Below are 12,842 nucleotides of genomic sequence, written 5' to 3' on the forward strand. Positions count from 1 at the left end.
ACTGGCCGCTTTAGCTGACCCATCAACTGGCTCTGGAAGAACGCCGGAAGCACTTGAAATGAAGACGGTCGTTTAGAAAATTAGGTATCAGGTCTTCCTTTGCATATGCAAGATTAAAGATCTGACCGCCAGTGAGGTGGCGGATGTGATGGATAACCTCACACAACGCACTTCCTCGACCAGCTTGAAGCCTGGCGCGCGCTCAGTCCTGAGCGGCCAGAACATTCTGGCAAGCACTGTTGGATGAAATCCTTGCCAACTGTGTCATTTACACTCACCGGTGGCAGGAAGGCGATATTGTTTTCTGGGATAACTCTCAAGTCATGCACCGTGGGCAACTCTATGACTCAAGGCATTATCAGCGAGTTGGCCTCAGGTTAGGGGTTGTGGCCCGGGAAGAAACCACTCTGCGACATAGCGAATTATTGAGGTGGGGAACCTTGCAACTATAAATCTGTCGAATCCAATGGATGATTAGTAACCGGTAATGAAAAAATGAATGCAACATATTTTTCTTTTGCCACTACTGCTGCTGCAAAAATTAACTCCATGGTTTACAGCTCAAAGGCTATGGGTGGAAAACAGCAAACATCAAGGACATTGTGCAAAACGGTAACAACTGCGGAAGAGCCGGTAGAGCCGCGAATAAATAAGCGCAAAGCAATGGATGAAAGGCCCATCATTGCGGATCTTGGCAAAAAAAGTTGTAAAATAACCACTCCTGATCACCAGATTGCTGTCAGGCAGAGTCCACAGCCTTCAGAATCAGGGCAAGCAAGTATCTCACAGAAACTTTCTGATCCCCCTGTCTTACCAGGTCAAAATATACAGAGAGACCTGGATCAGCCCGTTGAAATAAATGGAAGACAATATACTCGTCAGGAAATTGCCGGGTTGACCATACCAGAACTTAATCAGGTTCTAAAGAAAGAAGAAAATAAAGACGTTTGTAAATTTGTAAGGTATTTGCGAAGAACTGAGAAGAATAAAGGTTACTCTGAAAAAAGCAGAGGATTGAAAGTTATTAAAATGAAATACATTGATAAGCAAATAAAAGTAATGAAATCAGAAAAGGATAGACTGAAATTAGAGAATAAAAATCTATCCCGGGAAATAAAGGCCATTAATAAAAAATGTAAAGATGTTGGGCGGTTAATTTGCATTAATAAGAATCAAATAATAGGCAGAAAGTAAACAGAGGTCTTTCTTTTTGAGCATGGTAAAGATTTAAGACCTGCTGTTTTTTTTCTAGCTACTTTCAAACAGCCTTTTATTGTTACTACAGAACTACCAAAAAGTTCTAATCATTAAAAACCACCGCCGCCACCGAAGCTACAGTCACCGCCGCCACCGCCGCCGAAGCTGCATTCACCGCCGCCGAAGCTGCATTCACCGCCACCGAAGCTATAGTCACCGCCGCCACCAGAGTAACAGTCATCGTGACTACTATAAGTATAAGCACTACGGCTGTGATTACTGCTGCTGGCGAGTAAAGTACCTGCAACCAATCCTGTACTCAAGGTGTTTCGCATGAAACTGGAAGCTCCGGAGTAGCCAGTACTTTTGCCTCCGGAGATGGAAGATGTGCTCGGGGGGTGAGCTTTGACATGCGCTCTAATGGTTTGTCTTCGAGCCTGAGAGAATTTTTTCGCCGGAGTATTTGGCACATTTGTCGTTGACCTCCGTGTGTAGGGTTCACTTTTCGGTTGGTCAACAGAGGTACAGCTAAAGCAACTCCACAGACCTTTTCTCCTGGTCTTGGGCGCTTGTTTCTCCGTTACACAATCGGAGCGCACAGTGGCCCCTGAAATGGATTCCATAGAAATCTCCAGTGTTTCAAAGTTCGACAGGTAATGTTTATTTATAAGTCCGCGTTATTGCATGATTCCTGATGACAGGGACAACATTTGGCGGAACACCATGGAGCCTAGTCATGATTCCGGATATGGCAAATTTTCTATGTTTTTTTTGGCTATGTTTCCTTTAAAGGCACTGTTCGGGAACAATCGTGAATAAATTCAGTCCAATTCGATGAGTCAGGCAAGCTGGATTTATTGAACGATGAATATTTCAGGCAACTATCAACCAATGGCCCAAAGTGGAAACAATCTTCGGCACTGTCAATCCTGTCAGAATGAACGACAAGCCTTGCAAGAGGCGGCCCTGGATGAAAGCTCCGCAGTGGTGTGTCTGGGATGCTGTTTCTGCATGGAATTAAGTTTGGGATACGGCTGGATTGCGTCTGGTTTCTTTGGTGTGCTATGTGCCGAAATGTGCCAGCCATTTTTATTGAACCTGAGCGTTGATTTAGCTGATGAGCGGCTGAAAGATCGCAAGTGCGATCACACGGATAACTTGACGCCCCGGCTTAACGTTAGCGATAGCAGCACCAGAACCGACATTGCAGCTGCCAGGGCAACGGGTTCAGTTGATGACCGTCCGACTACACAGTCCCGGCCTGTCACTGTTCAGCCAGAGGAAAACTCAGACAGATACCCTCGCCCAATCAGGCGTGGCAGAAAGAAACGTCGCCGGTAGCGCTGGAATTAACCTGATCTGATACGTATGGCAACACTTCTGCTCTTTCACGTGTTTATCAATAGACATTGCTCTTCTATTTTATTTTCTTAACCGGGCAGCAGTGATACTGCCCACATTATCATTATCAACATCTTCATCAGCAACACGTTGCGATTCGACAAAATCAGCCCACACAGCAACGTCATGTTTATTGTACAAACAAACAGGAATTTGCCAGCAGTATTTTTTCAGACTATCAGGCAATGGCAACTGATCCAGAACTATATACTGATCAGTGGCTGCATATCGTTTGATGATCGACCGGCACAAATACTTTAATGAGTAAGGGCTATCCACAATATTCTCAATGGATAAAATCTCATTAAAGTTCCTGTCGATAATGCGTAGTGGACTTTCTGCAAGAAACTTTCCTGTCAGTGAGGTTGCCTTGGCAATGCATTGAAACGTACTGGTTTTATCAGGTATTTGTTGAAACAGAATTCTGAGTATTTCATCCTCACCATTGAGGGCGGCGAGGTAAAATAGACGGGAGTCATAACCCATGACTGCCTTGTGCCACCCCCTGCTCAGGATGAGCTCTACCTCACTGGAAAAACCACCTGCGATGACCGTCAGCAGCGGAAACCAATGATTGTGGTCCAGTGTGAAGACTTCTACCTTTTGCCGGATAAGGAACCGTAGAAGATCTGTGTTTCTGGACTCATTGGCGTAGTAACAGGCGAGCTGGAAGACAGAGGTGAAGGTTTTGCAGTTCCTTGCATTGATATCCGCACCATATTGTACAAGTCGTTCTGCCACCTGTTTATTCCCTTTGCGGCAGGCAGACATCAGCGGAGTCGAACCATAGGTGTTGACCGCTTCAACATCTGCTCCGGCCACCAACAGTATCTGGGTAACCTCTTCGTTGCCTACTTCAGCAGCAGCATGCAAGGGGCCGAACATCATCGAATCTGTCTTCTCAATATCTGCGCCCGCAGCCAAAAGCATCCCGGTGACCTCTGTACAGTTCTGGTCGGCAGCCGCTATCAGGGGGGTCCAACTGGCACTGTCGGCCTGGTCCACATCAGCTTTTGCACGAATCAGCTTTCTGACATGCTCGGGCTGATTAAAATAGGCGGCCCTGGTCATTAGTGTAAATCCCTCATCATCTACTGTGTTCAAGTCACCTGACGACAGAGCTTCATCAATTGAACGACATTGGTCTAATACACTGGGCAGAGTATCTGCTCCGTTCAATTGCCCGTTCAGTTCAGGGGGGAGCGTTTCAGCAGGTTTCACTTTACGATTGTCCAGTCTGGGCATCGTGCCCACTTCAAGCTGGTTGTCAGCGGTTGGCAATTGACGGTTAGTAATCTGATCTTCTGGATATTGGTCGCTGGACAGACTGCTAGGGACAACCGGAAGCGAACTCGATAATCTTTCTGCTGGACCCACACTACCTCCCGGGAAATCAGGACAATATGACAGCATCTCTATTAGAGAGATAAACGTCATGAAAGTTCCTGATCGGGCAGCTAATCGCAATAGCTCATGACGGTTTCGTCATGATGAAAAGCTGTCCTTGCAATGTGGGGCGGAAAATATACGACACTAATTTTTTAATTGGTGCCATTAGATCCTTCATAAGCAACCATATTAAATGCCCTGAAGCGCAGATTGCTGGCCAGTTTGCCTTGGGCTGGATCGGGGTAACTTTTCTGAAGACGCTCCAGAACATGCATAAGGACAATGCGTGATTCGGCATCGAGCTTTGGCTCTATATATTCAAGGACTGCCAGGACATTAATGCGCGTCATTGCCATCAGTGCGCGGGCAGGACCAACAGCCTGACCGATTGCCAGGTTGAGTTCATCGATCATAATGCTGGTAAGTGACCTGGCGTGGGTCGAGTCACCTGAAGCCAGCACAGGGGAATCGTAATTTAGCAGTGTTGACGGGCCAGAGTCCATCGGGGTGATCAAGTCAACCACATAAATCCAGTCTTTCCTTGTACGCGTTCCTTTTAAACGGAGAATGAGGTTGCAGAAGCAACAGTTTATGCCGTAGTAAACCTCATTGAAGTCGTTGGTATGAAGCGGTTCGTACTTATTCGGCAAGTAGCCACCCTGCTTGGCAGCTTCCTCCAGCCAGCCATAGAGTTGACCTTTGATGCTACTGAAATCCTTTCTGTTAAGCACCAAAAGATCGGTATCCCTTGGCGTGACTGAGCGTTTAATAAGATCCGGGAATATTTCGGCTGGTAACAGGTCGCTGCTGGTTGCCAGCTCAAATGCCTCGCTCCCCCAGAGTGACTGAACCTGTAGCTGGTAAGCACGGCTTCCCAAATATGCCACAGACTTCCTATCATGATTCAATGCCTGCACCCCCCTGGCTATTTGCTCATGAAAATAATCTCTTGTCGTGAGGGTCTGCGGAGTATCTAACCTGACAGATTTGTTGTTTGCGATAAAGTTTGCCAGAGAGTCAAGGTTTTTTCTGGTTTGTTTTTTAGAGCGGCCATTATGAGTCGGGACTGGATTCGGTTTATGACTGACAGTGGTTTTGGCTAATGATAACTCTTTAGAGATATTCAGGTCTTTTAAGCAGCCTTTTATGAAAGCAATATTTTTTTGCAATCTTTTCCTGTTACCAGCTGAAGCCTGTTCAAGTTTGGCAATCGTTGGAAACTCATTTTTGATAATGTCGAACCGTTTACTGCTAACGGTAGCCAGAGCATCATTCAAATGCATAATTTGTTGCAAGCTGTCGTATAAAGTAGCGTGAATTGACTCGAACAGAACAATTTTCAGGCACTTGTCTTCATTAATGACATGCTCTCTGATTTTGTTTAAGTGGCTGAAAGCATCTTTGAAACTGGATTTGATGCTTTGGTTGAACTTATGAAATTGATCAGTTTTCTCTGTGATCCCGGCAGCATTTGCTTTGATTTTTTCATTCCCTTTCTCTTTGGTCACCTTAAGTGCGGGTGATGAATCACTGGTATGAATGCTGGTAAGGCAGGCTTCCAGATCACTGAATATTGAAGCGCATGCACAAATTTGCTCAATGAGCACTACGCAGTAATAACTGCACCGGGAGAACATTCGCAATAACTCAGTGTGCGGTGATTGTGCACTGTTGGCAAAAATATTGGTTAGCCATTCACAGGATGTTCGGTCCAGTTCTGAGATGTTGATGCCTGGATTGTAGGCATCGCACTCTTTATTAATGAGCTTTAAAATATCATGATTCTGGAGCAGAGTTCGTGCCAGGAAGGATTTCAGGTACTCAGAAAGCGGTTGCGGATTGTCATTTGTTATTCCATCCCCGGCAGTATATTGCATGATGATTTTTTTGGCCTGATCAAAGCTATTCCTGATGGTCGTCTCGTGATTGTTGGTCAGAGTCTGTATTCTTTGCCTGGCCAGTGATAAACGACGGTGGAATGAGCAGTCTTTCATTGCGTCATCGGGCAATAAGTCAAGCTCATGCAACTGCTCTTCCCATCGGTTCAGAGTATCCAGTATTTTTTGCAAATACTCGGTTTTCTCGACCGGTATTAACGGTGAATGGTTCTCAGTTTCAGCCTCCTTGTGATCAAGAAGGTAACTCAGGTAATTAGAAGCAGTTCCAAGCCCTTTAATGAAATAATAGCTAAGGGGGTAGCATCTGGATTGTGTATACTCATCAAGTTCACTATGCCAGCTTTCGATGTTAATTCCTGCCGTATTGTCATGTTTAAGTGCTTGAATAACCGGCTCCAGTGAATACTTGCTGTGGAAAACTATTCGAGTGGTTGCTTCATAAGCCTTTTTGGTTTCCTCCCATCGGCCTGATATTGAAGCTGCATGTATTAAATCTGCACAGAATAGATGCTGCCCAATCGTCCGATTGTCAACGCAGACGGGTTGAAATTCGTGATCACCAGATTCTTCCCTGTATCGATCAATTGATTTGAAAAGTTGGTCAGAGGCGATATGCAGGATAGGCTTTTTCCTGTTCAAGTCTTCCCATGCACCTGTAGCAATGGCAGTGAGCATATCGCTGATCCCTTCATTTAGCATGTCAGACTCTTTCGGATCAAAGCCAGGGTGTTTCTGGGGTGGCACATGCTTAATTGAGTGGAGCTTCCTGATGTGCGGTTTTACTCGTGCCCGCAGGGCGATATCTTTTCTGACATCACCGTTTCTTAGCAATGTCTCCACAACACAACGAACAAAGGATAAATGGCAGACAATAATTACACTCAGAAAGCTGATGGATTGCTGGCCCGGAGAGTCATCCCTGGGGTACCATTGGCATAGCATTTTGATGAGAACACGATACTGCATGGCCAGGTGCAGCGTTACTTCACTCATATCATTGCTCAGAAACAGCAGTTTGGAGAGTTTGATATATTGACTTTTGTCAGCGAACTTTTGTGTGTTGTACCAATCAACAAGTTGGTAAGCATTGTCTCTGAATACCAGATATTTATCGGCGAGACACCTGAGCGAAATCAGACTATCGTAGATTAAGCTATGGAACTGGTGACGATCGGTATCAAGAAACGTTCTTTCGAGGAATTCCTGATCAAGTTGCGCGCTAAGTTTGGATAATACCTCCTTGAAGTTTCGGACACTCCCTATCGTAATTGTCTGAGGGGACGACGTTATTCTGAAAAGGGGAAGAGTACACACAACGCTGTCATCATCAGGCAGAGGCTTCATGAACACGTCGGAGACAGGGCCGGAGGCTGATGACGGTTGCGGAAGGCTCTGCCCGGCAGCTGAGGTCAGTTCAGGTGTATGATACGTTTTATCGACAGGACTGGTCTCCGTCTGTCTTTCAGTCAGTGACAAATCACTGGGCTGGGAGTATTCCGGGCCATTGATGTTATCACTGCTCACGAAATGAAGTTCTGGTTTGATTACAGAAGCCACTGCTGTCGTTGGGTCTGCGCCCACCAATGCTTCTGAGCGGTGCTCAGTGGTGTATCCGTCAGGGGCTGGACGGGGGAAGGGCGGCGGAGTAAATGTGTTTTCGATATTTTGCATAATTATTTTTAAAGAACAGCATATAATAACTGGATATATTTATTATTCAGACATAATTACTCTGATTTGGTTCCATAGATTTAATTACGCTCAAGGAGTCGATTGCTCCAGTCATATCTATTTTGGTACTAAAGTTCATAAAAGTGGCTTGGGAACTGTCCTCACTAAGACACTGATTTTTTAATTGGCTTCATTAGATCCTTCATAAGCAACCCTATTAAATGCCCTGGAGCGCAGATGGCTGGCCAGTTTGCCTTGGGCTTCATCGGGGTAACGGTTCTGAAGACGCTCCAGAACATGCATAAGCACAATGCGTGATACGGGATCGAGCTTTGGCTCTAAATATTCAAGGACTGCCAGGACATTAATGCGCGTCATGGCCATCAGTGAACGGAAATGGCTAACGCTAACCGCCTGATTGATTGCCAGGTTGAGCTCATCCACCATAATGCTGGTCAGTGGCCTTGCCCAGGTCGAGTCACCTGAAGGCAGCACGGGGGAATCGTAAGTGAGCAGTGGTGACGGGCCTGAGTCCATCGGGGAGATCAAGTCAACCACATAAGCCCAGTCTTTCTGGAAATAACTTCCACTTAAAGAAACAATAAGGTTGCAGCAGCAACAGTTTTTGCCGTAGTAAAACTTGTTGTCATTGTCAGGAACAAACAGTTGATATTCCCCTGGCACATTGTCGTCTATACCGGCAGCTTTCTTCAGACGGATACAGATTTGTGTTTTGATTTCACTGAATTTCTTCTGGTCAAGCACTAAAAGATCGGTATCCCTTGGCGTGACTGAGCGATTAATAAGATCATTAGATATTTCGGCTGGTAACAGATGGCTGCCGGTTGCCAGCGCAAATGCATTATTCCCCCAAAGTGACTGAATCTGCGTCTGATAAGCACGGCTCCCCAGATAGACCACAGGCAAACCTTGATGTTGCATCGTCTGCACTTCGCTGGCTATTTGCTTCTGAAAATAATCTCTTTTACTGAGGGTCTCCTGAGTATCTGACCGGATAGTTATTGCATTGGCAAAACCTGCCAGAGTATCACTGTGATTGATGACTTGATTGTTGCGTTGACCTTTTTTAATCTGGCCTGAATTCGGTTTACGCCTGCCAGAGGTGTTGGCTAATGATAGCTCTTTTGAGTCATTCAGCTCTTTTAAGCACTTTGCTATGAAAGTAATATTTTTATTCAATCTTTTCCCACAACTTGTGGTAGCCTGTTCAAGGTTGATAACAGTTGGAAATTCATTTTTGAGAATGTCGATCCGTTTACTGCTAACGGTAATCAGGGCAGAGTTCAAATGCTGAAGTTGTAACAAACTGTGGTATAAAGTCGCCTGAATTGACTCTGAAAGCACAATTTTCAGGCATTTGTCTAGCCCATTATTATTGATTTCTCTGATTTTTTTTAAGTGACTGAAAGCATGTTTGAAAAAGGTTTTGGAACTTTGGTTTAACTGGTCAAATCTATCAATTTCCTCTTTAATCCCGGAAGCATTTGCTTTGATTTTATCTTTCCATTTCTCTTTGGCCATCTTAAGTGAGCGTGATGCTTCACTTGTATGAATGCTGGTAAGGCAGGTCTCCAGCTCACTGAATATTGAAGCGCAGTCACAAATATGCTCAACGAGCATTGCACAGTTATAACAGCCGTGGAAGAACGTTAGCAATAATTCGGTGTGTGGTGTTGGTGCATCGTCTGCAAAAGTTTTAATCAGGGATTCACAGGATTCTTTGTTCAGTGCTGAGATGTTAATGTTTGGATTGAATACACTGCACTCTTTATTAATGAACTTTAAAATATCATTATTATGGAGAAGTATTTGTGTCAGCCGGGATTCCAGATATGCAGGAAGCGGTTGCAGATTGTCATTTGTTATCCCATCCGAGGCGCTATGTGGCATGATGGATTTTTGGGCCTCATGAAAACTCTTCTTGATGGCCATCTCGTGATTTTTGGTCAAAGTCAGCAATCTTAGCCAGGCGAGAGATAAACGGCGGTGGTATTTGCAGTCTTTCATTGCAACACTGGCCAACAAGCCAAGCTCCTGCAACTGGTCTGTCCATGTATCCAGAACATTCAGTATTTGGTTCAGCTCTTCCGTCTTCATTACCTTTATTAGTGGTGACTGGTTCTCCGTGGCACTCTCCTTGTGAGCAAGAAGGGTACTCAGGTAAGTAGAAGCAGCTTCAAGCCCAAGGGTAAAATACATGCCAGGGGAGTAGGGGCGGGATTGTGTGTATTCATTAAAATCATTATGCCAGTTCTCAATGTTGATTCCTGCTGTGTTATGTTTAAGTGCCTGAATAACCGGCTCCAGTGAATACTTGCCATGGAAAACTATTCGAGTGGTTGCTTTAAAAGCCTTATCGGCTTCGTCCCATCGTCCTGCCATTAAAGCAGCATGGAATAACTCTGCACAAAATAGATGTTGCTCAATCGTCAGTTGATAAATGCAGACTGGTTGGAAATTTTTTTGATCATTCCCTTCTTTCCTGTATCGATCAATTGAGCTGAAAAGGTATTCAGAGGTGGTTTTCAGGATATCTTGAGGAGCTTCCCTGTTCACGGTTTCCAATGTCCCTGTGGCAATGGCAGTGAGCATATTGCTGATGCCTTCATTCAGGGTGCTGGTTCCGTGTGGTTTTATGTCAGGGTGTTCCCGGAGGGGCGCATGCAAAATTGTGTGGAAGTTAAGTGGTTCTGTTGGTGCCCGCACGGCGATGTGCTTGTTGAAATCAGCGTATCTTATCAAGCCCTCCACAAGACAACAGATATATGACAAATGGCAAACAAGAGATTCACTCAGAAAGCTGACTGATTGCTGGTGCGGGAAATCAACCCCAGAGGGCCATCGACATAACATTTTGTTGAGATCACGATAGAGCATGCCCAGCCTCAGTATTTCCTTACACATATCATCACTCAGAAACAGCTGTTTGGAAAATGTGGCATGGATTTCTATGTAGGCAAATTTTAAGGTGTTATACCATTCAACATGTTTGTAGGAACTGTCTTTGAATGCTTGATATTTATCAGCAAGATGTTTGAGATAAGCCAGTCTATTGCAGATTAAGCTATGGAACTGGTAACTATCTAGGTCCAGAAACTTTCCAGCGAGAAATTCCTCATCAAGTTCCATTTTAAAGATGGATAATTCATCCTTGAAGTTTTGGACATCCGTGGTGGTAATTTCCAGAGGTTTGGGCAGTGTCATGTCGAAAAAGGGAAGAGTGTCCATGATGGTGTCATCATCATCAGTCAGAGGCTTCATGAACACGTCAGAGACAAGACAGAAGACGGATGACTGTTCCGGCTGGTTCTGCCCGGCAGCTGAGGTCAGTTCAGGTGTATGATACGTTTTATCGACAGGACTGGTCTCCGTCTGTCTTTCAGTCAGTGACAAATCACCGGGCTGAGAGTATTCCGGGTCATTGATGATATCACTGCCCGGAGAATGAAGTTCTGGTTTGATTGCAGAAGCCCTGGCAGTGGTTGATGTGTCCGCCAATTCTTCTGAGCCAGTGGTGTGCCCTTCAGGGACAGGCCGGGGGCAGGATGGCAGAGTAAATGTGTTTTCGATATTGTTCATAATTATTATTGAAAGAACGTTATGTAATAATTGGATAAGTTTTATTAATCAGACATAATTAATCCAATTTGGTTCCATGGAATTAATTACGCTCAGGGAATTGGAGGCAAGTCTTTCTTTTTGAACACATTCAAGAGCTGATCGTGGTTTTTACGTGACACCGGCCTTGCTAATTTTGGAACTTTATTAAATAAAAGTGGGCTGGTTTAAAAATAACGTTTTTTGACTTAACCAGGATGTTTCATAAACGTGCTCCCGATCTTGCTTATGAAATATCCGGGTTAACGATGATTGCCTGAATACTTCTTTAATCAGATACTTTTTGTGAAACCTGTTCGGTTGATCGAATATGGTCTGTTGATGGTTGGGGAATCAGAATTTTATTTTTGGGCATCAAAGATTCAATACCAAACATCGGTTTTCCTGACACCGGTTTTTCAAAATTTGGCACCGATTTTTTCGAAATTTTAGCTATGGCCTCATATTATAAATAATTAAATTAATCACCAGAGATTATGTTCATAGCGGTTCCAATGCTCATAAGAATTCCATGGCGCAAACTGAATCTCTTGGGATTCTGATCACTGCTCCAGATAAAAGTTCCATAATGAGGGATAATTTCAGCTTCTTGGTGGGAAAATTTTGCTGCTGTGTATTGAGCACAATGGCGGCAGGGTTGATTAGAGAATCTGTTGCTCGATTTTATGAAAAATGGATTTAAAAGATATAACCTGGGTTGACCCTTAGCACTAAAGAAATTGTCAATAACTGAACGAGATCACACTTTTCATAAAACATTAGAATACTATGATCTCGCCTATTCTGAAGCGCAAATATTATCTCCAGTTCCTTATTAAAGGCTTAACAAAGATTGGTTGCCTGATTACATTTTTAGTTCAGACTCAAATCCCAGCAAATTCCTGATGTTTTCAGCTACAGTGGTGCCTCTACAAGCCTTCTCAAATGTTTCTAGTGCTTCTTTATAGGTCTCTCCGCAATAGAGGGAATGAGTGTTTTCTCCACCACTCTTGGTGGGAAATGTTTCACCACAGTACACGACATTATTGTGGGAATCGTATTCAAAAAACGTTTTACACCGGGTTGGATTGGACGCCAGGAGGAAGAACGTGCCATCATCAAATTGACCAGCATACATTGAATGTGGATCGCTTGGTTGAATATATTTATGTGGACTAAATCGGCGGGCATGATTCAAATCTATATCATTGAAAATATAAACTCCTGTAAACTCTTTCACGGTATCTTTACATTCCGAGTACTTCTCTTCGTGCAATAATCCATCGAATGCTAGGGAGTATTTCAACATGTCCTTATAATCAAGGTCATTGTACTGGCGTTCAATTTTTATCATATTCCTGAATTCAAGCGGAGGAGGACCTGATGATGATGTAACTGATTGCATGCACCAGGTTTTCATAAGATAGTCTTTCTCCGACTGTGACTTGAATGGGTGAAAATCAGGTTGCGGTATTTTGGTAGCTGGAACAACTTCTTTAGCCGTTAAATTATTAAACTTTGCTGTGGCACCTGTTTTTGCCGTAGCATCCTCGGTTGTTTCACGCTTTTGTTGTTCTTGCCACGCCATTTTTCGGTAAGTTGATGCTGATATTGGGGAAGTCATAAAAATTACTTGTATTCTGATTAATTAAGTTGATGACAAGGGGT

The 12,842-nt window shown here is 44.1% G+C and carries 7 protein-coding genes; 3 read left to right on the forward strand and 4 right to left on the reverse strand.

What is annotated here, in order from left to right; genetic code table 11:
* Positions 1-239: 239 nt before the first annotated feature.
* The 3 genes from ACO6V1_RS19425 (at position 240) to ACO6V1_RS19435 (ending at position 2,538) form a co-directional block, all read left to right on the forward strand.
* On the forward strand, positions 240-452 hold the full coding sequence (locus ACO6V1_RS19425; protein WP_422449776.1) for a TauD/TfdA family dioxygenase: 213 nt from the start codon (positions 240-242) through the stop codon (positions 450-452).
* 43 nt (positions 453-495) lie between these two features.
* The gene (locus ACO6V1_RS19430; protein ID WP_422449777.1) at positions 496-1,194 is read left to right on the forward strand and encodes a hypothetical protein; all 699 of its coding nucleotides are present in this window, start codon (positions 496-498) and stop codon (positions 1,192-1,194) included.
* 894 nt (positions 1,195-2,088) lie between these two features.
* Complete coding sequence (locus ACO6V1_RS19435; protein ID WP_422449779.1) at positions 2,089-2,538, forward strand: hypothetical protein; 450 nt, start codon at positions 2,089-2,091, stop codon at positions 2,536-2,538.
* A gap of 81 nt (positions 2,539-2,619) precedes the next feature.
* Here the strand turns inward: ACO6V1_RS19435 and ACO6V1_RS19440 are convergent, their stop codons facing one another.
* The 4 genes from ACO6V1_RS19440 to ACO6V1_RS19455 all read right to left on the reverse strand — a co-directional run bounded on the left by ACO6V1_RS19440 (position 2,620) and on the right by ACO6V1_RS19455 (position 12,762).
* Positions 2,620-4,035 carry an ankyrin repeat domain-containing protein gene (locus tag ACO6V1_RS19440; RefSeq protein ID WP_422449780.1) on the reverse strand — a complete coding sequence of 472 codons (1,416 nt, stop codon included), beginning with the start codon at positions 4,033-4,035 and terminating at the stop codon, positions 2,620-2,622.
* 104 nt (positions 4,036-4,139) lie between these two features.
* Entirely contained in the window at positions 4,140-7,556 is a 3,417-nt protein-coding gene (locus ACO6V1_RS19445; RefSeq protein WP_422468097.1) for a hypothetical protein, read from the reverse strand.
* A 180-nt stretch (positions 7,557-7,736) separates the two neighbouring features.
* Positions 7,737-11,156 carry a hypothetical protein gene (locus ACO6V1_RS19450; RefSeq protein WP_422468099.1) on the reverse strand — a complete coding sequence of 1,140 codons (3,420 nt, stop codon included), beginning with the start codon at positions 11,154-11,156 and terminating at the stop codon, positions 7,737-7,739.
* An 883-nt stretch (positions 11,157-12,039) separates the two neighbouring features.
* Complete coding sequence (locus ACO6V1_RS19455; protein ID WP_422468101.1) at positions 12,040-12,762, reverse strand: hypothetical protein; 723 nt, start codon at positions 12,760-12,762, stop codon at positions 12,040-12,042.
* Between the last annotated feature and the right edge of the window lie 80 nt (positions 12,763-12,842).

The organism is Endozoicomonas sp. ALC013, from assembly GCF_049310205.1.
Taxonomy (GTDB): domain Bacteria; phylum Pseudomonadota; class Gammaproteobacteria; order Pseudomonadales; family Endozoicomonadaceae; genus Endozoicomonas.

Excerpts from the sequence above, each read along its gene's own strand:
- ACO6V1_RS19445 (WP_422468097.1), bottom strand. The coding sequence starts at position 7,556 with ATGCAAAATATCGAAAACACATTTACTCCGCCGCCCTTCCCCCGTCCA.
- ACO6V1_RS19455 (WP_422468101.1), bottom strand. The coding sequence starts at position 12,762 with ATGGCGTGGCAAGAACAACAAAAGCGTGAAACAACCGAGGATGCTACG.
- ACO6V1_RS19450 (WP_422468099.1), bottom strand. The coding sequence starts at position 11,156 with ATGAACAATATCGAAAACACATTTACTCTGCCATCCTGCCCCCGGCCT.
- ACO6V1_RS19435 (WP_422449779.1), top strand. The coding sequence starts at position 2,089 with ATGGCCCAAAGTGGAAACAATCTTCGGCACTGTCAATCCTGTCAGAAT.
- ACO6V1_RS19430 (WP_422449777.1), top strand. The coding sequence starts at position 496 with ATGAATGCAACATATTTTTCTTTTGCCACTACTGCTGCTGCAAAAATT.
- ACO6V1_RS19440 (WP_422449780.1), bottom strand. The coding sequence starts at position 4,035 with ATGACGTTTATCTCTCTAATAGAGATGCTGTCATATTGTCCTGATTTC.